This window comes from Aquamicrobium defluvii (assembly GCF_004363725.1).
GTDB lineage: Bacteria > Pseudomonadota > Alphaproteobacteria > Rhizobiales > Rhizobiaceae > Mesorhizobium > Mesorhizobium defluvii.
The window spans coordinates 1-22,422 of the sequence record NZ_SNZF01000019.1 but is presented as its reverse complement, the minus strand read 5'-3'; the positions used below and the strand labels follow the sequence as shown (position 1 = coordinate 22,422).

The window sequence follows — 22,422 nt, the reverse complement described above, 5'->3', positions numbered from 1 at the left end:
CGCAAGGCCGGTTTTTCCAGACCATTCCTGTTTGCCGGGGTAAAAAAAGCAGCTTATGCCGCGCCAATTCGCCTCTTGCCGTGGGGTGACCATCTCCCTAGAGTCCGCTATATGCTGCCGCGTCTGCGGGTCTGTCGGTCAGGAGTCGTTTGTTGGGTATCGTTGTCAATCTCGAGGGCGGCAAGCGCGATGCCGCTTCCATCAAGGAGCTGGTCGATCTGACGGCTGCGGACATGGGGCGTGTCAACGAGCTGATCCTGTCGAAGGCCGGTTCGGACGTCCAGATGATCCCCGAGGTTGCCAATCACCTGATTTCCTCGGGCGGCAAGCGCCTTCGGCCGATGCTGACGCTGGCTGCGGCGCAGATGTTCGGCTACGAGGGCGAGGGGCACGTCAGGCTCGCCACCGCCGTCGAATTCATGCACACGGCAACGCTGCTGCACGACGATGTCGTCGACGAGAGCGGCATGCGTCGCGGCAAGAAGACGGCGCGCATGATCTGGGGCAACCAGGCAAGCGTTCTGGTCGGCGATTTCCTGCTCGGGCAGGCTTTTCGCATGATGGTCGAAGTTGGCTCTCTGGAGGCGCTGGATATCCTGTCCACCGCCGCCTCCATCATCGCCGAGGGCGAGGTGATGCAGCTTGCTGCGGCCAAGAACCTCGACACCACCGAGGACGAGCATTTCGCCGTCATCAAGGCAAAGACCGCGGCGCTGTTCTCGGCTGCCGCGGAGGTGGGACCGGTTGTCGCCGGGGCGGCACGCACCGACCGTACGGCGCTGCGCTCCTACGGCATGAATCTCGGTCTTGCCTTCCAGCTCATCGACGATGCGCTGGATTATGGCGGGTCGAGCAGCGACCTCGGCAAGAATGTCGGCGACGACTTCCGCGAAGGCAAGGTCACCCTTCCCGTGATTCTGGCCTATCGTCGCGGCACGGAGCAGGAGCGCGCTTTCTGGAAGAAGGCGATCGAGGAAAACGACGCTGACGATGCCGCGCTTGAAAAGGGCATCGGCCTGCTGGCCCGCCATGCGGCCATATCCGATACGATCGGCCGCGCCCGCCATTTCGGCGAAATCGCACGCGATGCGCTGGCCCCGCTGCCCGCGACGCCGCAGAAATCGGCGCTGGTCGACGTCATCGACTTCTGCATCAGCCGGGTGAACTGAGGCGTATTCGCTTCAGCGCCCGACGGCGAGTTCTTTCCAGCCCTTGTGCGAATGGGTGCGGTCGGCCAGCGTTTCGATGACCTGGCAGTCGCAGACGCGCCCTTGCGCGCACCCGTCCACCATCTTCTTCAGTTCCTTGCGCAGCGCCTGAAGGCCGGCGATTCGCCGGTCCACCTCCACGAGACGCGCCTTGGCGATCTCGTCGGCCTCCGCGCAGGACTGGTCGGGATTGTCCTGCAGGGACAAAAGGGTGCGGATCGCCTCCACGTCGAAACCCAGCTCGCGCGCATGGCGGATGAAGGCGAGACGGGACACCGCCGCAGGGCCGTAACGCCGTTGCTGGCCCTCGGTTCGCATCGTTTCCGGCATCAGGCCGATCTGCTCGTAATAGCGGATCGTCGGAACCTTCACCTCCGTCCGCCGCGCCAGTTCGCCGATTGAAAAACTCATCTCGCCTCAGCCCTTCTGTTGAGGGAAAAGTAAGCACTCCCGCCAACTATGTCACGCCCGCCGGAAGCAGATCGCGGGAGGCTGTTGCATTGCGTGCAGCGTCCGGCGAACGTAGAACAGGCGTCGGTGCCGGTTCGCCGCGCGGATGCGCGGTGCAATGCGGATTGAAGCATGATCCCAAAAAGGCCATGCTTTCCCGCCACAGGATCAATATGACGGTTCCGGCAAGGCGACCGGGACATTCTCGGCTGAAAGGATGACGATGCCGCATCAACGCATTCGCTGGCTCGCGGGTCTGACTGTGGCGACCGGGCTGGCCCTGTGCGGCCCCGTTGTCGTTGCCAAGGAAGCCGCCAAGCCCATCGAGATCACGTCCTTTTCCGGCGCCTATCTGGCAGCGCGCGTGGCCGAGGGAGACAACGATCTCGACAGCGCCATCACCTATTACAAGCAGGCGCTGGCATTCGCGCCCGATGACGTGCAGTTGCAGCAGAGCCTGATGCTGACGCTGATTTCACAGGGGCGGTTCGACGAATCGCTGCCCTATGCCGACAAGCTGAAGGAAGTGCCCGACATCGAGCGCTTTTCGCGTCTGGCGCTCGCGGTCGATACGTTCCGAAAGAAGGACTACCAGAAGGCGGAATACTGGCTGAAGCTGTCGTTGCAGGCCGATCTTGACCGCCTGATCAGCGGCGTCATGACCGGCTGGGCCCGCCTTGGCGCCGGGCACGGCAAGGATGCCGTTTCCTACGTCGCAAAGTTGAAGGGGCCGGAATGGTTCGACCTCTTCAAGTCCTATCACCGCGCACTCATCGCCGATGTCGCCGGGCAGAAGGACAAGGCGGCCGAGGCCTACAAATCGACACTCGAGAACATGGCTGCCGGCGGAGCCGCGCCCGAAACCTGGCTGCGCAACGCCGAGGCTTATGCCCGCTTCCTCGCACGCGAAGGCAAGAAGGACGAGGCGCTGGCCGTTCTCGACAAGTCGGAGGAGTTCGTCACCGGCCGCACCGAGATCGAAGCCCTGCGTGAAAGCATCGGCAAGGGCGAGGAAATCGCCCCCATGGTCGCCAGCCCTGCCGATGGGGCTTCCGAAATTCTGGTCAATCTGGCCACTGCCCTGAACCGCGGCGGCGGCGAACCCTTCGTGCGGCTCTACCTCGAATATGCGCTGGCGCTGAAGCCTGACAGCGATATCGCGCTGGTGCAGATTGCCGGCGTGGCCGAGCAGATGAAGGACAGCGAGCGCGCCATTTCCTACTACAGGCGCATTGCCGACAGTTCACCCTACAAGCAGGTCGCCGAGTTGCAGCTTGGCCTCAACCTTGCCGACCTTGGCCGCAACGACGAGGCCATCGAGCATCTCCAGGCGCTGGTCGAGGCCCGGCCGGACGAGATGCGCGGCTATCTGGCCCTTGGAGGCGTCTATGGCTCCAAGGAGAACTGGCGCGCATCGGCGGACCTCTATGACCGTGCCGTCGAGCGCCTGAAGGAACCTGAGCCCGCCGACTGGAACATCTTCTACCAGCGCGGCATCGCCTATGAGCGCCTCAGGGAGTGGAACGAGGCCGAGCCGAATTTCCGCAAGGCGCTGGAGCTGAACCCCGATCAGCCGCAGGTCATGAATTATCTCGGCTATTCCTGGGTCGACAAGAACATGAACCTCGTGGAAGCGCTGGAGATGATCCAGAAGGCGGTGGAGCTGCGACCGAGCGACGGCTACATCGTCGACTCGCTCGGCTGGGCCTACTACAAGCTCGGCCGCTTCGAGGATGCCGTGCGCGAACTGGAGCGGGCCGTATCGCTGCGCCCCGAGGACCCGGTGCTGAACGACCATCTGGGCGATGCCTACTGGCGCGTCGGCCGCAGGCTGGAAGCCACCTTCCAGTGGAGTTATGCGCGCGATCTGGAACCCGAACCGGACGTCCTGGCCGAGGTGGAGAAGAAGCTGCAAAAGGGTCTGCCGCCGCTGGCCACCAATACTGCTCAGGATACGGGCGCCTCCCGGGCGAAGCCCGCTCCTGAAAAGGCCGACTGACGAAGCCGCTTGCGCGGCCTGCGCGACGATGCGCCCCGCTTTTGGCGCGGCGCCCGCCGCGCTCTTTTCTTGACGCTCCGGGAGCGGCGCTCTAGAGCGTCGGACGCCCGGACAAATCCGCGCTGCCGCTCTGCCGTTCGTTTTGCCGCATTATGCGACGCGAGGTGATTCCACTTCGCTGCAAAATGCTCTAGGGAAGGCGGCATTCCTCCTTTGCCGCATCGAGGCCGTTTCCGTGAACGCCGAACTTCCCCCCCATATGCATCCCAGCCGCTCGTTTCAGGGGCTGATTCTGACCCTCCACAATTACTGGGCCAATTACGGCTGCGCCGTTCTCCAGCCCTACGACATGGAGGTGGGGGCGGGCACGTTCCACCCGGCCACGACGCTGCGCGCGCTGGGACCCAGGGCGTGGAATGCCGCCTATGTGCAGCCGTCGCGGCGGCCCAAGGATGGCCGTTATGGCGAGAACCCGAACCGGCTCCAGCATTATTACCAGTATCAGGTGATCCTGAAGCCGAGCCCGCCGGACTTGCAGGAGCTGTACCTCGGTTCTCTGGCAGCCATCGGCATCGACCCGCTGCTGCACGACATCCGCTTCGTCGAGGACGACTGGGAAAGCCCGACGCTGGGTGCCTGGGGCCTTGGCTGGGAATGCTGGTGCGACGGCATGGAAGTCTCGCAGTTCACCTATTTCCAGCAGGTCTGCGGCATCGAATGCGCACCCGTCGCCGGCGAGCTGACCTACGGCCTCGAACGGCTGGCCATGTATGTGCAGGGCGTCGACAATGTCTACGACCTCAATTTCAACGGTCGCGAGGGCGAGGAAAAGGTCAGCTACGGCGACGTTTTCCTTCAGGCCGAGCAGGAATATTCCCGCTACAATTTCGAGCATGCCGATACGGCCATTCTTCACCAGCATTTCATCGATGCGGAGAAGGAGTGCATCGCACTGCTTGCGGCCGGGGCCGTTCGCCCGGATGGCCAGCCCCACCGCATGGTGCTTCCGGCCTATGACCAGTGCATCAAGGCCAGCCACGTCTTCAACCTGCTCGATGCCCGCGGCGTCATCTCGGTGACCGAGCGCCAGAGCTACATCCTGCGCGTGCGCAACCTTGCCAAGGCCTGCGGCGAGGCATTTCTCCAGACGGAGGCCGGCGGCTTCCAGAGCGCGCGGGAGGCCGCATAAATGCCCGATCTTCTGCTCGAACTTCGTCCCGGGGAAATTCCTGCACTGCCGCGCGCCCGCAGCGCCATCGGCGCGAGGACGCGCACCATGAAAACATACGTGCGGGAGGCCGCATAAATGCCCGATCTTCTGCTCGAACTCCGTTCCGAGGAAATTCCCGCCCGCATGCAGCGGAAAGCCGCGGAAGACCTGAAGAAAATGGTCACCGACGGGCTGATCGATGCCGGCCTGACCTATGAGGCGGCGCGCGCCTACTGGACGCCGCGCCGGCTGGCGCTCGACATTCGCGGGCTGACCGCCCGCTCGCACGACGTCCACGAGGAGCGCAAGGGCCCCGCCACAAAGGCGCCCGAAGCCGCTATTCAGGGTTTCCTGCGCTCGGCGGGGCTTGCCTCCATCGAAGAGGCGCATGTGCATTCCGATCCGAAGAAGGGCGATTTCTATGTCGCCCATATCGTCAGGCCGGGCAGGGCGGCGGAAGAAATCATCGCCGACCTGCTGCCGGGCATCATCCGTTCCTTCCCCTGGCCGAAGTCGATGCGCTGGGGTGCTGCTTCCGGCCCGAAAGGCAGGAGCTATGGCGGCGTCGAAGGGCGCGGCGGCGATTCGCTACGCTGGGTGCGGCCGCTGCAATCGATCCTGTGCACCTTCGGTCCCGAGACCGGCGAGCCGGTGGTGGTCGATTTCGAGGTGGAGGGCGTGCGCTCCGGCAACGTGACCTACGGCCACCGTTTCCACGCGCCGCAGGCCATCACCGTCAGGCGCTTCGAGGATTATGCCGCTTCGCTGGAAGCTGCCAAGGTCATCATCGACGCCGACCGCCGCAAGGAAATCATCCTGACCGACGCCAAAAACCTCGCCTTCGCCAATGGTCTCGATCTGGTCGAGGACGAGGGCCTGCTGGAAGAAGTGTCGGGGCTGGTCGAATGGCCGGTCGTGCTGCTGGGCGAGTTTGAGGAAGAATTTCTTGCCATCCCGCCGGAGGTGATCCGCCTCACAATCCGCGCCAACCAGAAATGTTTTGTCGCGCGCCCGCAGGGAGAGGCGGAGGCGCTGGCCAACCGCTTCCTGCTGGTCTCGAACATCGAGGCCAAGGACGGTGGCCGGGAAATCGCCCACGGCAATGGCAAGGTGGTGCGCGCGCGCCTTTCGGACGCCGTGCATTTCTGGAAGACCGACCAGGCCGACGTGCCGGACCTCGGCCAGCTCAAGGCTTCGGCGGAAAAGCTTGCGCTCGACCTGGGCAAGCCGCTCGACCAGCGCATGGCGCGCCTCGATCATCTGGGCGTGACCTTCCACGCCAGGCTCGGCACGCAGGGCGATCGGGTTCAGCGCATCGTCAGGCTGGCGCGCGGGATCGCGCCGCTGGTCGGAGCCGATCCCGAGCTGGCTGCCCGCGCGGCGGTGCTCGCCAAGGCCGACCTCCAGACCGAGGTGGTGGGCGAGTTCCCCGAACTTCAGGGCGCCATGGGCCGCAAATATGCGCTGTTGCAGGGCGAGCAGCCTTCCGTCGCCGCTGCGATCGAGGAACACTACAAGCCGCAGGGTCCGTCCGACCGCGTGCCGGACGATCCGGTTTCGGTGGCGGTGGCGCTGGCCGACAAGCTCGACACGCTGGTCGGCTTCTGGGCCATCGACGAGAAGCCGACGGGATCCAAGGATCCTTATGCGCTGCGCCGCGCCGCACTGGGCGTGGTGCGTCTGGCGCTCTCGGGCGAACGGAAGCTTGAACTTTCGAAGCTGTTCGCGCTGGTTTTCGGCTGGCAGGACGAGGCGCGAATCGAGAAGGAACTGGAAGATTACGAGGCCGCGCTGACCGCCGGGAATTCCGGGGATGTCGATGGTGAGGAGGATTTCGACAACGCCATTTCCGGATACGAACGGCGCATTCGGCAGGAGGCTGCCGCGAAGGCCGGTCCCATGATTGCCGATCTTCTCTCCTTCTTCCACGATCGCCTGAAGGTCTATCTGAAGGATCAGGGTGCGCGCCACGATCTGATCGATGCCGTCATCACGCCGCAGGCCGACGACCTGCTTGCCATCGTGCGCCGGGTCGAGGCGCTGGGTACATTCCTCGAGACAGAGGATGGGAAAAACCTGCTGGCCGGCACCAGGCGTGCGGCCAACATTCTGGCCGCCGAGGAAAAGAAGGGCACGGCAATTGCCGGTGCGGTCGATCCGTCCCTGTTCCGCGAAGAAACGGAAAAGAGCCTGTTCGAGGCCGTGAGCAAGGCCGAGCTGGAGGCGCGCGAGGCCATCGGCAAGGAAGACTTTTCGGCTGCCATGCGCGCATTGAGCAACCTGCGCGCTCCGGTCGACGCCTTCTTCGAGCATGTGCTTGTCAACGACGAGGATGCCGCCGTTCGCGCCAACCGTCTCGCGCTTTTGTCGCGCATCCGCGCGGCGACCGGCGAGGTCGCCGACTTCTCCCGTATCGTGGCCTAGTTCGGCAAGGGGGCGACAGAGCGTGGCCGAGATATTGCCCGCCGACAAGGCTCTGGAGCCCGCGCTGGCCCTGTTGAGGGCCGGCGATGTCGTCGCGATCCCGACCGAGACGGTTTACGGCCTTGCCGGCGATGCCACCGCTGGCGCAGCGGTGGCGCGCATCTACGAGGCCAAGGGGCGGCCGCGCTTCAACCCTCTGATCGCCCATGTCAGCGACATGGAAATGGCCGAACGAATCGGGCGTTTCGATCCACTGTCGCGGAGGCTGGCCGAAACCTTCTGGCCCGGTCCGCTGACGCTGGTTGTGCCGCTGAAGCCGGATGCCGGCATCCACCCGCTGGTGACGGCGGGGCTGGACACCATCGCCCTGCGAATGCCGCGCGGTTTCGGCGCGAAGCTCATAGCTGCATTCGGGAGCCCGCTGGCCGCGCCCAGCGCCAACACCTCCGGACGCATCAGTTCGACCTCCGCCGAGGCCGTGGCTGCCGATCTCGGCCCCCGCATCAGGCTGGTGGTTGACGACGGTGCAACCCCGGTCGGGCTGGAATCGACCATCCTCAAGGTCGAGGATGGCAAGGTTCGGCTGCTGCGGCCGGGCGGCATCACGGCTGCGGAGATCGAGGCGGCGACCGGGATGCGGCCGGAACGCGGCGCCGGGGATATAGAAGCGCCCGGCATGATGCTTTCCCACTATGCGCCTGTGGCCGGCATGCGGCTCTCGGTGGAAGACGTACGGCCCGGTGAGGCATTGCTGGCCTTCGGGCCGGAACGGGTCGAGGGGACTGACGCGGCCGCAATCGCGCTCAATCTGTCGCCCTCGGGCGATCTGCGCGAGGCGGCGACCAATCTCTTCTCCTTCATGCAGGAACTGGACCGCAGCGGTGCAGCTACGATTGCGGTCGAGCCGATCCCCGCGGAAGGGCTCGGCGAGGCGATCAACGATCGGCTGGCGCGGGCGGCGGCTCCGCGCGACACCCCAGGCGGAGTATAGGAAGTCATGACTGACGCGGCACTTTTTCTCGACCCCGGTCTGGTGCGGCGTTTCGCGGAGATTGTCGGCGAGCGCCATGCGCTGACCGACACGGGGGATATCGCTCCTTATCTGATCGAGCCGCGAGGTCTGTGGCATGGCCGCACCTCCCTGGTGCTGCGACCGGGTAGCGTCGATGAGGTAAGCCGCATCATGCGGCTGGCGACCGAAACCCGCACGCCCATCGTGCCGCAGGGCGGCAATACCGGGCTGGTCGGCGCGCAGGTGCCGGATGAAGGCGGTGGGCAGGTGGTGCTGTCGCTGTCGCGGCTCAACCGCATCCACGAACTCGATCTTCTGTCGAATACGGTGACGGTCGAGGCCGGCGTCGCGCTGCAGACCTTGCAGGAGGCGGCGGCAAACGCGGACCGACTGTTTCCCCTGTCGCTTGCAGCGCAGGGTTCCTGCCAGATCGGTGGCAATCTTTCCTCCAATGCCGGCGGCACCAATGTGCTGGCCTATGGCAATGCGCGCGACCTGTGCCTCGGCGTTGAAGTCGTTCTGCCGACCGGCGAGGTGTTCGACGACCTGCGCAAGCTGAAGAAGGACAACACCGGCTACGACCTGAAGAATCTTTTCATCGGCGCGGAAGGCACGCTGGGCGTCATCACCGCCGCCGTGCTGAAACTGTTCCCGACGCCGAAGGGGCGGGAGGTGGCTTTCGCCGGCCTGCCTTCGGCAGAGGCGGCGCTTGCCCTGTTCGGCATGGCGGCCGACCGGGCCGGCAGCGCGCTGACCGCCTTTGAACTTATCGGCCAGCGGCCGTATGACTACACGCTGATGCACGCGACGGGCGCGGTGCGGCCGCTGGCCAGCGACTGGCCCTGGTACGTTCTGATGGAGATTTCCTCCGGCCGATCCGCCGAGGATGCGCGCGGGCTGACGGAGGACATTCTGGGCGCGGCGCTGGAGGCGGAGCTTGCCGGCGATGCGGTGATTGCCGCAAGCCTCGCGCAGGCCGAAGCGCTCTGGAATTTCCGGGAGGTGCTGCCCGAGGCGCAAAAGCCGGAGGGTGCCTCGATCAAGCACGACATTTCGGTGCCGGTTGCCTCGATCCCGGCTTTCATCGAGCAGGCGGCCGCGGCGGTGGAGCGGGTGTCGCCCGGTGCGCGTCCGGTTTGCTTCGGCCATATGGGCGACGGTAACCTGCACTACAACATCTCGCGCCCCGTGGATGGCGATGACGCGGCTTTCCTTGCGCAGTACCGCACCGTCAACGATGCCGTACACGAGATTGTGCGCAGCTTTCATGGCTCGATCTCGGCCGAGCATGGCATCGGCCAGCTGAAGCGAAACGAACTGATCGCAACGGCGCCGCCGGTGGCCATCGACCTCATGCGCCGACTGAAGGTGGCGTTCGATCCTGCCGGCATCATGAATCCGGGTAAGGTTATCTGATCCTCAACGCCGCAGGATTTGGTGGTATTTCCCTAACCATCTGGCAGATCAGCAAAATTTAACCCAGTTTCTTAAGCGGCCTAGTAAGGCCCCCGCGTTACCTTGCCTGCATAACGAGGCCGAAACGGCCCGGAGAAGACCGGAAAACCGGCTCTCGGAAGAAACAGGAAGGCACCGATGCAATCTGGACTGAAGCCAGTCTGGGCGGGGCGCGACATGCGCCTCGATCCCTTTCGCTTGCCGCAGATGGTAAGCTACGCCACCCGCGAGGATCATGGCGACGTAACCCTGACCATAGATCGTCGCGGCGCCGTGCTGCGCCGCACGCTTCACATGAGCGGCCTGCCGGCCGTCATCGCGCTGCCCGCCAATGTATTCCGGGGGGTGGCCGCCCGTGCGCTGGAAGACGAGCAGGGCCACGTTACCGTGACGCTCGAACTCCTGCACGACGATCCGCTTCTGTCCGTGCCGCTGCTGGTCGCCCACGATCTCAACGACGTGGCTGCCGACTGGCGCGCATGGGCGGAAGCCTATCGGCTGCCCATGCTGCTGATCGAGGCCGATGGCATTGCGCGTACGCTTGAGGAATCCCTCGGTGCAGCGCTCAAGACCAGACCGGTGCAGGAGCGTCGGCAGGGGCGTGCATCGGCTCGCCGGCGGCCGCGCTTCCTTGCCCGCCGCCGCATGGGCAATCTGGGACTGAGGCTTGTCATCGATGGCGAGGAAATCATCGCGCGAAACTGACGCCTTCCGATAATCGGTCAAAACATAAAAAGAACCCGGCAGTTTCCTGCCGGGTTCTTTCGTTCATGTGCTGAAGCTATCTCAGAAAGAGCGCTGGAAGCGGATGTAAGCGCCCCAGTCATCCTCGGTCTTCCTGGAGGCGCCGGTGCCGGTCTTCCAGGAGTTGTAGACAACTTCCGGGCGGATCTGGAAGCCGGGCACCACGTCGTATCGTACGCCGACAACCGCACCGAACTCGTCCGAGTCGTCGTAGGACAACTGCACGTCGAGTGCGGCCTTGTCGGTGAAGCGGTACTGGCCGCCGCCCCAGACAGCCCAGTCGCCGCCCCAGACGCCATAGCTGCTGTAGTTGTTGCCATCCTTGAAGCCTCCCATCACCCACAGGGTGAGGGCGTCGTTGACGTTGACATCGAGGCGGACCTTGCCGGCGGCTTCGCCGTAATTGGAGTCATAGGCGACGACACCGGCAACCTTGCCCCAGCCCTGCGTGAACGAGGCACCGGCCACGACATGCGGGGTATAGGAGTCGATTGCATTTACGCCCTTGCCTTCTTCCACGCCGATGCTGGCAGAGAAGCCGTTCCCGCCGTCGAAAGTGTAGGCAATGAGGTGGGTCTTGCCCGGGGAGTACTTGATCAGATCGTCATTGATGACGCTGCCGGCCGAGTCGGTCAGCGATTCGAACAGCGAGTCCGTATAGCCGAGGGTCAGCCCGCCGAGCTGGATGATGGCGTGATCAATACCCCATGCGTTCTCGGTTGTGGTCGTCTCACCAATCGCAACCGGCCCGAGCAGGGCGCCGATCGGGCTCGGCTCGGTGGCAAGAACGTCCGCGGTCGTCGTGTTGTTCTGGAAATTAAGGGCGATGTAGCCGCGAAGCGTGCCGTATTCGGTCTCCGAGCGCGCATCGAGGTTAATCTGGGCGCGCATCATCTTGTAATAGGTGTCATTCGTTTTGCCGTCGAAACGGTAACGCCTGAGGGCGTTTGGCGAATTCGGGTTGGTGCGAACCCATTCGCCCGGATCCTCCTTGTCCAGAACGTCCTGATGGCCGAGGGAGCCGATGCCGATATCGTAACGCAGATATCCGCCGATCTTGAGGCAGGTCTCGGTGCCCGGAATGTAGTAGTAGCCGGCGCCGTAGACGTCGCAGATGCGGACGTATTCGGCAGGCTCGGGTTCAGCGACGACGATCGCGTCGGCGGCGCGGGCGCCGGATACTGCGATCAGGGCCGCAGCGGAGCCGAGAAGAAGGCTCTTGATGTTCATTTATGCTCTCCAGTTCAAAACTGAATGGTTTCCTGGGTGCCCGAAGGCCGTGGGTGAAAAGATCGTGCGAGTCGCCCCTCTTTCCGCCGTGATTGATTTCCCAGCGGGCTTGTTGTGGCAAGGGAAAATACACTTAAAGGTTGTATAATTTTTTGAATTACAACCCACATGTTGCATTAAGGGCACATGCGGCGAGACAGCGTGCAAGCCCGACGGCTCTTTCTTAAGCCCTGAAAAGCAATTTTGAATAGCATATTTACAATGAATGCAACTTATGAGAGTGTTGAGCCCTCGATCTCCAGTCGAGAGAGGCCTCGCCTGAGGGGGGCGCCGTAACCTTTTGCGAGGCCTCTGTTTTTTTGCTTGCGACCGCTGCGCCGGCAACGGATCCGGAGCAGGCACGATTGTCATCCGCAAAGAATGATCATGTGCAGCCGGGTGCACTCACGGAGTGCGGACGCACTCGATGGTTGTATTTTTGTCATCGGACCGGCTTGCCGGCGGAGGAGTTACGGTATTCCTCCGCATTCCGGAGGAATCCGCCTTGCTGCGGGCGTCGAAACCTGACCGGGCCGGGCAGCCCGTTTGCGGTCAGGTAAGCTGGCCGACATCGCACAATACAAAGGGCGACCAACCCGGACAGCTTTGGACGCAGGCCGAAGTTATCCACTCGGCCGCGGTTCTGCGACCGCTTCGCTGACCCGCCCTTAAGGGCGGCGGTCCGAACGCAAGAACCGGAAACGCGGCTGGAGCAGCGGGCGTTCTGACGAACGCTGCTTCCGCTGGCCCGGCTTCTTTTCCCGGCCGCATTTATGCGACGTCAGGCGATTCCGTCTGGCTGGAAAAAGCCTTAGAGCATTTTGCAGCCAAATGGAAACATTTGGCGTCGCACAAATGCAGTATAAACAAATAGTTAGATCATTTCATCGATTCGGAGAAACGATGAAATGACCTAGAGCATCGGTTTGAGGAAGTTCCAGCAGGCCCCGCCAATGAGGCCGAGGAAGATCAGCCAGCCAACCTGATTGTTCGACCGGAACAGCCTGAGGCACTGGTCGCCGTCATCGATATCGAGCACCATGATCTGGCGACCCATGTGGATGGCGGCCGCGATCAGCCCGGCCATGGCCGGCATCGGCACCTGTGCATTGGCGAAGGCCACGGCGAAGCACATCAATGCGCCGCTGTAGAGCACGATGAGCCATGACTTCGTGTTGTCGCCGAACAGGCGGGCGGTGGATTTGACGCCAACGAGGGCGTCGTCCTCCTTGTCCTGATGGGCGTAGATCGTGTCGTAGCCGATCGTCCACATGATCGCGCCGACATAGAGCAGGATGGCCGGGCCATCGACATCGCCGAACTCCGCCGACCAGCCCATCAGCGCGCCCCATGAGAAGGCGAGGCCGAGCACGAATTGCGGCCAGTTGGTGATGCGCTTCATGAACGGATAGGCAGCCACCACGGCCAGCGAGGCGATGCCGAGCAGGATGGTGAAGCTGTCGAACTGGACGAGGACGGCCAGCCCGGCCAGTGCCTGCAGGACGAGGAACAGCCATGCCTTGCGGCGGCTGACCTGCCCGGAAGGCAGGGGGCGCGAACGGGTGCGCTCGACCTGATTGTCGATGTTCACGTCGACGATGTCGTTATAGGTGCAGCCGGCCCCGCGCATGGCGACGGCGCCGATGAAGAAGAGAATCAGCGTCGAGGGCAGCGGCAGAAGGGATGGAAGCGTATCCTCCGGGCGCGCGTAGGCCGATGCTGCCATGGCCGCCGACCACCAGCACGGCCATAAAAGGAGCTGCCAGCCGATGGGACGATCCCAGCGTGCAAGCTGCGCATACGGCCACAGCGCACGCGGCAGAATCTTGTAGACCCAATGCCCGCTCGGCGCGTCCGCGACCCGCCCCTGCGAGGTTTTCGACTGAATGGTTTCCATGGCTGATCAAGTGGCAGGCGGACAGCCGAGCGTCAAGCCGCAGGATGAAGCCTGCTTCCGTTGAAATCGAGATACCAGAACAGAGCGATCTCCCGGCTTCGCGGGTCGATGCCGTGATAGAGCATGGGACCACATGGGGCTTGTCCGCAACCGATGCAATGGCATGGCGGTTGCATGGAAACAGCCTTGCCGCGGGCATTACGGCTTGACCTCGCCTGTCATCGCCAATAGCGGAAACCCCTGAAATCCGACACACGAGGTCTGTCCATGAACGTTCTCCTTATCGGCTCCGGCGGGCGTGAGCATGCGCTGGCCTGGAGGCTGGCGGCTTCGCCTCTGCTGACGAAGCTCTATGCGGCGCCCGGCAATCCCGGCATCGCGAAGGAAGCCGAACTGGTGGCGCTCGACATCGCCGATCACGATGCTGTGCGCCGCTTCTGCCTCGATCATGGCATCGACCTGGTGGTCGTCGGCCCGGAAGCGCCGCTGGTGGCCGGCCTTGCCGACGATCTGCGCGAAGCGGGCATCCGCGTGTTCGGTCCGTCGAAGGCGGCGGCACAACTGGAGGGCTCCAAGGGCTTCACCAAGGATCTGTGCGCGCGCTTCGGCATTCCGACAGGTGCCTACCGCCGCTTCTCCGCGCTTGAGCCGGCAAAGGCTTATGTGCAGCAGCAGGGTGCGCCGATCGTCATCAAGGCGGATGGCCTGGCGGCCGGCAAGGGCGTGACCGTGGCGATGACGCTGGAAGAAGCCATCGAGGCGCTCGAAGCCTGCTTCGACGGCTCATTCGGCAGCGCCGGTGCGGAGGTTGTGGTCGAGGAGTTCCTCACCGGCGAGGAGGCGAGCTTCTTTTGCCTGTGCGATGGCACCACCGCGCTGCCCTTCGGCACGGCGCAGGACCACAAGCGCGTCGGCGATGGCGACACCGGTCCCAATACGGGCGGCATGGGCGCCTATTCGCCGGCCCCTGTCATGACGCCGGAAATCGTCGAACGAACCATGCGCGAGATCGTCGAGCCGACCATGCGGGGCATGGCCGATATGGGGCATCCGTTCCAGGGCGTCCTGTTCGTCGGCCTGATGATCGGCGACAAGGGGCCGCAGCTCATCGAATACAATGTCCGCTTCGGCGATCCCGAATGCCAGGTGCTGATGATGCGCCTGAAGGAGGACCTGCTGGTCCTGCTCAATGCCGCAGCCGATGGCCAGCTTGGCCATACATCCGCGCGCTGGCGAGACGAGACGGCGCTGACGGTGGTGATGGCCGCGAAGGGCTACCCGGCCTCGCCGGAGAAGGGCAGCGTCATCCGCGGCGTCGAGGCGGCGGCTGGCGAGAATGTCGAAATCTTCCATGCCGGCACAGATCTGCGCGGCGGCGAACTGGTCGCCAATGGCGGCCGTGTGCTGAACGTCACCGCCATGGGGGCGAGCGTGGGCGAAGCCCAGAAACGCGCCTATGAATCTGTCGGGCGCATCGACTGGCCGGAAGGCTTTTGCCGCCGCGATATAGGCTGGCGCGCGGTGGAGCGCGAAAGAGGCTAATCGCTCTTCCGGATCGAGCCGGTGGCTACAGGGTCGATGCCGGCAGCCGATCCGGCCTCGGCAACCATCTGCTGGAAGGCTTCCAGCCTCCCGATCGCATATTCGGACATTCCGTGCCGGTAGCGGCCCCTGTAGGGACCGCTCATCGCCAGCGACCAGCCATAGCGCATCCGGCGCCAGCCTTCGCCGGCCGCTTCAGCCAGCATGGAAAATGTCGGCAGCTGCGCGACATCGGCATAGGCGATGGCGACCTCGCCCTTCAGCGCATCCATGCGTGCGACCGGCACCGGAACGCGGAAAAGCATGTCTGCCGGAACGCCGATCAGGCCGCCGAAGGGCCAGGCGGCCCGCAGTTCTTCCGCCGTCATCGCCGCGACGTTGACGTCGATGTCGTTTGGCGTGCCGGGAACCCGATAGGGGCAGCGCCGCGCATTGCAGTTGGCCTGCGTCGCGAATTGCCACAGCGCATAACCCTGCCAGTTGCCTTTCGGGAAATGCATGTCGATATCGGGCTTGTAGCGCGCATACCAGAGTGGCAGCCGCGACAGCAGCGGATAAAGGTGGCGGTGGTCGGCAATGTGTTTCGCGGTCGAGCCGTTTGTGTAGAGCACCGGAAAGCGCCCGACCCTGCGGTGTATATGGCGGACGAATTCCTCGGCGTCGGCCAGTGACATCCACTTTTCCGGATCGTTGTCCTCGATATCGAGAGCGATCAGGTCGTCGGGCTCCGGTCTGGCGAATTCGATGAAGTTGTTGGCCTGCTCGATCGGGTTGCCGGGGCGGGCCAGATGATAAGCGCCCCATTCGAGGCCGAGCGCCTTCGCCACCGTGCGGCGGGTATGGAACAGTTCCTTTGCCACCGCATGGCGGCGAAACAACGCCCGGCACAGCCGCACCTCGGTTTCTCCACCCTTGCAGGCATAGGGGGGAGGCAAACCGTCGGAAGCCTTGTTGATGAAGCCGACGATGCGCTTGTCGGTGGCGAGCGCTTTCCAGTCTATCGAATTGTATTCATAGGCGTCGATGACCAGCGCGCGGTCCTCGCGCTTCCAAGGCTCGCTGAAATCGGAAGCAAGGGCATGCGATGCGGCAAGCGCGATTGCGGCTGCCGCAATTGCCGTTAGAGCATTTCCAATCTTCCTCGGATCGCAGAAACGCTCTAACCTTTTGTTTTTACGAAATTCCGAACGCAAAACCGCTTCACACTTTTGCTGGAATTGCTCTGGAACGGCGGACGTCCGGACAGATTCGGGCTCGCGCTCTGTCTGTCTGTATCCGCCGCATTTGTGCGATGTCGGGTGATTCCACCTGACTGCAAAACGCTTCAGCCGAAAGTTCAGCCGCCCTGACCCCAAAACGCATTTCCTTGCGATTGACCGGCAATCCTCACCCTTTATGGTTAACGAATCCTTGCTGCCTCGACCGCCAGCCTTCGCAGGTCGGGGCACGCTCGATGTCGCAGCAGAATCCGCGTGACAAAGTTTGACGTTTACGTAAAAAGGAAAATGATTGGACGGGCCGCCGACCCAGGCCGGCCTGCCACTGCCGCCAACAGCCTCAGGAGGAGCCTGCATGTATCGCGCACCGGTCGATGAAATCGCCTTCACTCTCAAGCACGTGGCCGGGCTGGAGGAGGCGCTTGCCTCGGGCGCGCTGGGCGATCTGGGCAGCGATCTGGTCGATGCGGTGCTGGCCGAGGCAGGGCGTTTTGCGACGGAGGAGGTGGCGCCCCTCTACAAGGCCGGCGACGAGACCGGCGCGGTGCTGAAGGATGCGGCCGTCACCACGCCGCCTGGCTGGAAAGACCTCTACAGGCGCTGGTGCGAGGGCGGCTGGAACAGCCTGACCGGACCCGAGGAATATGGCGGGCAGGGCCTGCCGATGATGCTGTCGGTTGCCGTTCTGGAGATGTGGAACTCGGCTTCGATGGCATTCGGCATCGGGCCGACGCTGACCATGGGCGCGGTCGAGGCGCTGGAGAAGCACGCGACCGACGACCTGAAGCGAATCTATCTCGAAAAGCTGGTGTCCGGCGAATGGATGGGCACCATGAACCTGACCGAGCCGCAGGCCGGTTCCGACCTCGCCGCGCTGCGCACCCGTGCCGAGCGTGCGGGCGACGGCACCTACCGCATCTTCGGCCAGAAGATTTTCATCACCTATGGCGAGCACGATTTCACCGACAACATCGTGCATCTGGTGCTGGCGCGCCTGCCCGACGCGCCGGCCGGCACGCGCGGCATCTCGCTGTTCCTCGTGCCGAAATTCCTTGTCAACGAGGACGGGTCGCTGGGGGCGCGCAACGATGTGTTCTGCTCGGGTCTGGAGCACAAGCTGGGCATCCATGGCTCGCCCACCTGCACCATGATCTATGGCGACGGCTTCGGCGGCGCGGAGCCCGGCGCCATCGGCTGGCTGATCGGCGAGGAGAACAAGGGCCTCGCCTGCATGTTCACCATGATGAACAATGCGCGTCTGGCCGTCGGCATGCAGGGCGTGGCGATTGCCGAGGCGGCGTTCCAGAAGGCGCTCGCCTATGCAAACGAGCGCCGGCAGGGCAAGGCACCCTCCTATACGGGCGAAGGCATGGCGCCGATCGTCCACCACCCCGACGTGCAGCGCAACCTGCTGACCATGAAGGCGCTGACGCAGATCGCCCGCTCCATCTCCTACAATTGCGCCCATGCCATCGACATGGCGCGCGTTTCGAAAGGGGCCGGGGCGCAGCACTGGCGCGACCGGGCCAACCTTCTCACGCCGCTGGCCAAGGCATTTTCCACCGATGTTGGCGTCGATGTCGCTTCGCTTGGCGTTCAGGTGCATGGCGGCATGGGCTTCATCGAGGAGACAGGTGCCGCTGCCCTTTACCGCGATGCACGCATTGCGCCGATTTACGAGGGCACCAACGGCATTCAGGCCATAGACCTCGTGACCCGCAAGCTGCCGCTGGGCGAAGGGCAGCATGTGCACGGTTACATCGAAGAGCTTGGCGCTGAGGTGTCCGGACTGAACGGCGTGGACGGTTTCGGCCGCAGCGCCGGCTTGCTGGAGGCAGCGCTTGCCGATCTGACCGAGGCGACGCGCTATTTGCAGGAAAAGCTGGCCGGCAATTCCATGCAGGACGCTCTGAGCGGCGCGACGCCTTATCTGCGCCTTTTCTCGCTGGTTGCGGGCGGTGCTTACCTTGCCCGTGCGGCGGTCGCCGCCCCGAGCGGTGAGCGCATTGCCCTCGCACGCTTCTTCGCCGAAAACATGCTCGGCGAGGCGGCCGCGCTGAAAGAGCGGGTTCTGGGCGGCGCCGAGAGCCTTGGCCTTGCCGGCGCATCGCTGATAACGGCCTGACCGGGCCCGGGAGGACATATCTTGACGCATCATATACAGATCGAGCGCCGCGGCGCGGTGCAGATCATCCGCATGAACAGACCGGAGAAGAAGAACGCGCTCACCCGCGCCATGTATGCCGCCATGGCCGACGCCCTGACCGGCGGCGATGCCGATCCGGCGGTGCGCGTCCATGTCTTCCTCGGCGTGCCGGGCGCGTTTTCCGCCGGCAACGATCTGGCCGATTTCCTGGCCATTGCCACGGGCGGCGAGGGCGGAAGCGAGGTCTGGGATTTCCTGCTGGCGCTGGCCGGCTCGCAAAAGCCCATCGTATCGGGCGTGGATGGCATCGCCGTCGGCATCGGCACCACCATCAACCTGCACTGCGACATCACCTTCGCCACGCCGCGCACCGTGTTTCGCACCCCCTTCGTCGATCTCGGCCTTGTCCCGGAAGCAGGCTCCAGCCTGCTGGCTCCCCGTCTGCTCGGCCGTCAGGGCGCCTTTGCACTGCTTGGGCTTGGAGAGGGCTTTTCGGCCGAGCGCGCACGCGATGCCGGCCTGATCTACGATGTGGTTGAGGAGGGGCGGCTGGAAGACGCGACGCTCGCGGCTGCCGGGGACATCGCCGCCAAGCCGCCGGAAGCCTTGCGGATCGCACGCGACCTGATGCTCGGTTCGCGCGAGGAACTGAAGGAGCGCATCCGCATCGAAAGCCAGCATTTCCGTGAACGGCTGACTTCCGACGAGGCCCGCGCTGCGCTGATGGCGTTCATGAGCCGCAAGAAGGGCTGACCGTCAGGCCAGCCCGTGATCCTTCATGGCTTGCGCCTCATCCGGCGTGATCCATGCGAAGATCCTGGGTTCGCCGCCGGCGAAGTTGACGAAATAGATGTTGCGGAAGGCGATGGTTCCCTTCGCCCCGTCGCGCGGGCGAAGGTAGTCGAACTCCCAGTCGGCCCGGACCATGGCGTTGGAATCGTCCAGCATTTCCACGTCGAGATTGACGATCTCGAAGCGTGTGCCCCCCATGGCCCGGTAGGCTTCGAAGCCCCGCCGCAGCACATCCGGGAACGACGCCTCCTTCGCTCCGCCCACAACTCCCGTTGGGTTTGCACCGACGAAGTGGTCGGCGAAAGCACTGGCCAGCGCGCCAATATCGGCGGTCTCCGGGGCCTGAAGTGCCGCGTTGCTGTGCCGGCTGTACTCCCGGAAAAGCGCGCGTGCCTTTGCTTGCGGCGTGTTCATTTCCCTCTCACGGATAAAGCCGCGTCTTTTCCCAGCCTTCACCCGGCGCTTTGCGCGAGAAGACCACACGGTCGTGCAGGCGGAACGGCCGGTCGTGCCAGAACTCGATGGTCTGCGGCACGATGCGGAAGCCCGACCAGTGGGACGGGCGCGGAATGGAGCCGACCGCATAGCGTGCCGTATATTCGGCCACCGCCTTCTCCAGCGCGAAGCGGCTTTCGAGCGGGCGCGACTGCTTCGAGGCCCAGGCGCCGATGCGGCTGCCGCGCGGGCGCGAGGCGTAATATTCGTCCGCTTCCGCGTCGCTGACGATTTCCACAGGTCCGCGCACGCGCACCTGCCGGCGCAGCGATTTCCAGTGGAAGCACATCGCCGCCTTCATGCTGCCCAGAATCTCGCGGCCCTTGGCGCTCTCGAAGTTGGTATAGAAGGTGAAGCCGCGCTCGTCGAAGCCCTTGAGCAGCACCATGCGCACATCCGGCATGCCGTCCTGATCGACAGTGGCCAGCGCCACGCCGTTCGGATCGTTGGGTTCCGACCTTGACGCATCGTCAAGCCACTGTGCAAACAGGCGAAACGGCTCCTCTTCCTGCGTAAAGTCATGGTCTGTTGTAAAATCTGCCATATAAATCAGTACCTTAAAAACAGGTTTCCAAAGGTTTCCAAAAGTGGGTTTCCAAGGACTATTTCACGACCGAAATACGCGGCTTTCGTCGCGCCTTTTCAAGCTCGGTCACCTTGTCCATTGCCTGCACCGCAAGCCTGATCTGGCTTGCCTCGCGACTGTATAGTTCGGCCAGAGCGATATTGCTGTGGCCGAGCGTTTCCATAAGCTGCCGGGTCGATGCGTCGGCTTCTGCCAGCTTTACGCCTAGCGCCTTGCGCAGGCCGTGCATGGTGTATCCCGGCTCTATGCCCGCATCCTTGCACCATTCCGCCATGCGGACGCACAGGGAGTTCTCCGTGTAGGGCTTCCCCTTCGATGTGGCCAGCACGGTTCCGTCCGTTCTCGGCAGTGGGGCCAGCTCCTTGCGGAGCATTTCGGTCATTGGCAGGAAAATCTTCTTTCCCCGCTTTCTCCCCTTGAACTGCGTAAATTCGAATCCTTCGACCTCTCGGATGGTATCTCCCTCGGCAATGGTCTTTGTCGTCAGATGATCCCATCGCAGGCGACACACGTCGCTCAGGCGGTTTCCGAGCCATAGCGCCAAGGCATAGGCCGTCCTCTGGCGTGTCCCTATAGCCCATTGCGCTTCGTATTTCCCCATGACCTCTGCCGGCCATGTCCTATGGCCCTGTGTCGTCGGGTTGCGCGACATGCGATAGGTCGGGTCTGTTTCGATCCATTCCTCGTCCAGCGCAACCCCTGTCAGTTTCCGAACGCATATCAGAACGATGCGCTCCATGTGCGGGGTGTCGCTGAATCGGGACAGGATCATTTTGATGTGGGAGCGCTTTAGCTGCTCCATCGGGCCATCGCCCACGACGCCTCTGCCAATCGGAATGGTCAGAATGCGCTCGATTGTCTGGCAATACCGTGTTTGACTGCGCGCATCCAAAGCCCGCCATTCTGCGGTTGTTTTCAGGATGCGATAGGCCGCTTTCATACTGCGCGGGGTGGCGGAACTCGGATGCTGCGCTACCTTCGCAGGCTGGCCGAGGATGGCCCTCTGATATGCCTCGTCAAATTCCTGGCTGTGCGGGTCTCCGGGAAGCATCACATCTTTGCGCCCGGTACGACGAAGCCGCCAACGGGTTTTCCCGTGGCGGTCTGTCATCGATGAAACGCCGGGGTAGTCTGGATGCTTCATGCGCCGACAATAGCGCTGAGACTATTCAGCCGCATAGAGGCCATCGAAGAAATTCCTTTGGCCATCGTTCGGCAGATCGGTGAAGGCCAGATCGAGCGCCGCACGGTCCCAGACGACGCGCCCATCCACCCGCTTGGGCTTTGGCATCCGGCCATCCTTGACCATCTCGTCAAACTTCGTGGCCCCGACGCCAACATATCGGGCGGCTTCCTCGCGGCTTAGGCCGCGCGGCCAATAGGGGGCGATATCGCTCTTACTCATCCTTCCCCTCCGTGAGAGCGGCGCGGCCGGCAGGAGTGATGCGATACGGAAGCATTTTCCTTGTGCGGGATACGGACGATGGCCGATAGGTCTCGGCAAGCCCCATTTCCGCGAGCTTTGCCATTGAGGCCCGACGCCACCAGTAAATGACGTTCCGATTTTCGGTATACCGATATAGCTCGGCGAGAGCATCACGAAGTTGGGGAGTGAGGCCGGGATACTGGCCATCCCGCGCCTCCAGAGCTTTGAGCTGCGCCGCCTCGCCGCTAATTTCGATATGATCCGCGATCTGGCGAAGGATGCCGGCCAACTGGCGCAGTTTTTCTTGGTTCGGATCGCTATCCAGATATGGTCGCGAATTGGGGATATCACCGATCAGCGCGGAGAAATACGTGCGCGTCGGGTTGTTCAGCCAGCAATGTTCACCGGCAGGGAACAGGCTATCAATGAACGCCTGAGCCTGCTCCCGCGAGAGTTTGGCGATAAGGTCACTGTGCATCGTCATATTCCTGTTCGTCGGTGCTGAACGTCCAACTTGCTAGGCTGCTGACCTGAAATTCACGGTCGCAAG

Annotated in this window: 19 protein-coding genes; 10 read left to right on the top strand and 9 right to left on the bottom strand. The window is 63.5% G+C overall.

What is annotated here, in order from left to right:
• Positions 1-152: 152 nt before the first annotated feature.
• Complete coding sequence (locus DES43_RS14570; protein WP_035023353.1) at positions 153-1,169, top strand: polyprenyl synthetase family protein; 1,017 nt, start codon at positions 153-155, stop codon at positions 1,167-1,169.
• Positions 1,170-1,181: 12 nt separating this feature from the next.
• On the opposite strand, the gene DES43_RS14565 is transcribed toward DES43_RS14570, so the two are convergent.
• Positions 1,182-1,619 (bottom strand): MerR family transcriptional regulator, encoded by a 438-nt coding sequence (locus DES43_RS14565; RefSeq protein WP_035023350.1) that lies wholly within the window; start codon positions 1,617-1,619, stop codon positions 1,182-1,184.
• A gap of 262 nt (positions 1,620-1,881) precedes the next feature.
• Here DES43_RS14565 and DES43_RS14560 point away from each other — a divergent pair, with 262 nt between their 5' ends.
• The 6 genes from DES43_RS14560 (at position 1,882) to DES43_RS14535 (ending at position 10,463) form a co-directional block, all read left to right on the top strand.
• The gene (locus DES43_RS14560; RefSeq protein ID WP_035023534.1) at positions 1,882-3,657 is read left to right on the top strand and encodes a tetratricopeptide repeat protein; all 1,776 of its coding nucleotides are present in this window, start codon (positions 1,882-1,884) and stop codon (positions 3,655-3,657) included.
• Between the two features lie 259 nt (positions 3,658-3,916).
• Entirely contained in the window at positions 3,917-4,846 is a 930-nt protein-coding gene (locus DES43_RS14555; RefSeq protein ID WP_035023532.1) for a glycine--tRNA ligase subunit alpha, read from the top strand.
• Positions 4,847-4,963: 117 nt separating this feature from the next.
• The gene (glyS, locus tag DES43_RS14550) at positions 4,964-7,291 is read left to right on the top strand and encodes a glycine--tRNA ligase subunit beta (RefSeq protein ID WP_035023347.1); all 2,328 of its coding nucleotides are present in this window, start codon (positions 4,964-4,966) and stop codon (positions 7,289-7,291) included.
• 22 nt (positions 7,292-7,313) lie between these two features.
• A complete protein-coding gene (locus DES43_RS14545; protein ID WP_035023345.1) occupies positions 7,314-8,282 on the top strand; it encodes an L-threonylcarbamoyladenylate synthase in 969 nt (322 codons plus the stop codon).
• 6 nt (positions 8,283-8,288) lie between these two features.
• Positions 8,289-9,719, top strand: a complete 1,431-nt coding sequence (locus DES43_RS14540; RefSeq protein ID WP_035023343.1) for an FAD-binding oxidoreductase — start codon at positions 8,289-8,291, stop codon at positions 9,717-9,719.
• Positions 9,720-9,896: 177 nt separating this feature from the next.
• Entirely contained in the window at positions 9,897-10,463 is a 567-nt protein-coding gene (locus DES43_RS14535) for a DUF6101 family protein (RefSeq protein ID WP_035023341.1), read from the top strand.
• 81 nt (positions 10,464-10,544) lie between these two features.
• On the opposite strand, the gene DES43_RS14530 is transcribed toward DES43_RS14535, so the two are convergent.
• Positions 10,545-11,732: a porin gene (locus tag DES43_RS14530; RefSeq protein ID WP_035023339.1), complete on the bottom strand. Its 1,188-nt coding sequence runs from the start codon at positions 11,730-11,732 to the stop codon at positions 10,545-10,547.
• A 952-nt stretch (positions 11,733-12,684) separates the two neighbouring features.
• The gene (ubiA, locus tag DES43_RS14525; RefSeq protein WP_035023336.1) at positions 12,685-13,668 is read right to left on the bottom strand and encodes a 4-hydroxybenzoate octaprenyltransferase; all 984 of its coding nucleotides are present in this window, start codon (positions 13,666-13,668) and stop codon (positions 12,685-12,687) included.
• Between the two features lie 267 nt (positions 13,669-13,935).
• Here ubiA and purD point away from each other — a divergent pair, with 267 nt between their 5' ends.
• Positions 13,936-15,210 (top strand): phosphoribosylamine--glycine ligase, encoded by a 1,275-nt coding sequence (gene purD, locus DES43_RS14520; protein WP_035023333.1) that lies wholly within the window; start codon positions 13,936-13,938, stop codon positions 15,208-15,210.
• Here the strand turns inward: purD and DES43_RS14515 are convergent.
• Positions 15,207-16,346: a glycoside hydrolase family 25 protein gene (locus DES43_RS14515; protein WP_245264636.1), complete on the bottom strand. Its 1,140-nt coding sequence runs from the start codon at positions 16,344-16,346 to the stop codon at positions 15,207-15,209. The genes purD and DES43_RS14515 overlap by 4 nt on opposite strands.
• 436 nt (positions 16,347-16,782) lie before the next feature.
• Between DES43_RS14515 and DES43_RS14510 the strand changes: the two genes are divergently transcribed.
• Positions 16,783-18,552 carry an acyl-CoA dehydrogenase family protein gene (locus DES43_RS14510; protein ID WP_035023330.1) on the top strand — a complete coding sequence of 590 codons (1,770 nt, stop codon included), beginning with the start codon at positions 16,783-16,785 and terminating at the stop codon, positions 18,550-18,552.
• A 21-nt stretch (positions 18,553-18,573) separates the two neighbouring features.
• Positions 18,574-19,326: a crotonase/enoyl-CoA hydratase family protein gene (locus DES43_RS14505; RefSeq protein WP_035023327.1), complete on the top strand. Its 753-nt coding sequence runs from the start codon at positions 18,574-18,576 to the stop codon at positions 19,324-19,326.
• 3 nt (positions 19,327-19,329) lie between these two features.
• On the opposite strand, the gene DES43_RS14500 is transcribed toward DES43_RS14505, so the two are convergent.
• From DES43_RS14500 to DES43_RS14480, 5 genes are read right to left on the bottom strand one after another with little or no spacing between them, the layout of a single operon-like run.
• Entirely contained in the window at positions 19,330-19,779 is a 450-nt protein-coding gene (locus DES43_RS14500; RefSeq protein ID WP_051520370.1) for a nuclear transport factor 2 family protein, read from the bottom strand.
• A 7-nt stretch (positions 19,780-19,786) separates the two neighbouring features.
• The gene (pdxH, locus tag DES43_RS14495) at positions 19,787-20,404 is read right to left on the bottom strand and encodes a pyridoxamine 5'-phosphate oxidase (protein WP_133675752.1); all 618 of its coding nucleotides are present in this window, start codon (positions 20,402-20,404) and stop codon (positions 19,787-19,789) included.
• Positions 20,405-20,462: 58 nt separating this feature from the next.
• Positions 20,463-21,557, bottom strand: coding sequence for a tyrosine-type recombinase/integrase (locus DES43_RS14490; RefSeq protein ID WP_133675750.1), 1,095 nt, complete (start codon positions 21,555-21,557; stop codon positions 20,463-20,465).
• 54 nt (positions 21,558-21,611) lie between these two features.
• Positions 21,612-21,851, bottom strand: a complete 240-nt coding sequence (locus tag DES43_RS14485; RefSeq protein ID WP_133675748.1) for a helix-turn-helix transcriptional regulator — start codon at positions 21,849-21,851, stop codon at positions 21,612-21,614.
• Positions 21,844-22,350: a hypothetical protein gene (locus DES43_RS14480; RefSeq protein WP_133675746.1), complete on the bottom strand. Its 507-nt coding sequence runs from the start codon at positions 22,348-22,350 to the stop codon at positions 21,844-21,846. The genes DES43_RS14485 and DES43_RS14480 overlap by 8 nt, the downstream gene beginning before the upstream one ends.
• Positions 22,351-22,422: the final 72 nt, after the last annotated feature.

What these genes read in the sequence shown, in the direction of transcription:
- DES43_RS14565 (WP_035023350.1), bottom strand. Translation starts at nt 1,619, where the DNA reads ATGAGTTTTTCAATCGGCGAACTGGCGCGGCGGACGGAGGTGAAGGTT.
- DES43_RS14560 (WP_035023534.1), top strand. Translation starts at nt 1,882, where the DNA reads ATGCCGCATCAACGCATTCGCTGGCTCGCGGGTCTGACTGTGGCGACC.
- DES43_RS14555 (WP_035023532.1), top strand. Translation starts at nt 3,917, where the DNA reads ATGCATCCCAGCCGCTCGTTTCAGGGGCTGATTCTGACCCTCCACAAT.
- glyS (WP_035023347.1), top strand. Translation starts at nt 4,964, where the DNA reads ATGCCCGATCTTCTGCTCGAACTCCGTTCCGAGGAAATTCCCGCCCGC.
- DES43_RS14540 (WP_035023343.1), top strand. Translation starts at nt 8,289, where the DNA reads ATGACTGACGCGGCACTTTTTCTCGACCCCGGTCTGGTGCGGCGTTTC.
- DES43_RS14535 (WP_035023341.1), top strand. Translation starts at nt 9,897, where the DNA reads ATGCAATCTGGACTGAAGCCAGTCTGGGCGGGGCGCGACATGCGCCTC.
- DES43_RS14530 (WP_035023339.1), bottom strand. Translation starts at nt 11,732, where the DNA reads ATGAACATCAAGAGCCTTCTTCTCGGCTCCGCTGCGGCCCTGATCGCA.
- ubiA (WP_035023336.1), bottom strand. Translation starts at nt 13,668, where the DNA reads ATGGAAACCATTCAGTCGAAAACCTCGCAGGGGCGGGTCGCGGACGCG.
- purD (WP_035023333.1), top strand. Translation starts at nt 13,936, where the DNA reads ATGAACGTTCTCCTTATCGGCTCCGGCGGGCGTGAGCATGCGCTGGCC.
- DES43_RS14510 (WP_035023330.1), top strand. Translation starts at nt 16,783, where the DNA reads ATGTATCGCGCACCGGTCGATGAAATCGCCTTCACTCTCAAGCACGTG.
- DES43_RS14500 (WP_051520370.1), bottom strand. Translation starts at nt 19,779, where the DNA reads ATGAACACGCCGCAAGCAAAGGCACGCGCGCTTTTCCGGGAGTACAGC.
- pdxH (WP_133675752.1), bottom strand. Translation starts at nt 20,404, where the DNA reads ATGGCAGATTTTACAACAGACCATGACTTTACGCAGGAAGAGGAGCCG.
- DES43_RS14490 (WP_133675750.1), bottom strand. Translation starts at nt 21,557, where the DNA reads ATGACAGACCGCCACGGGAAAACCCGTTGGCGGCTTCGTCGTACCGGG.
- DES43_RS14485 (WP_133675748.1), bottom strand. Translation starts at nt 21,851, where the DNA reads ATGAGTAAGAGCGATATCGCCCCCTATTGGCCGCGCGGCCTAAGCCGC.
- DES43_RS14480 (WP_133675746.1), bottom strand. Translation starts at nt 22,350, where the DNA reads ATGCACAGTGACCTTATCGCCAAACTCTCGCGGGAGCAGGCTCAGGCG.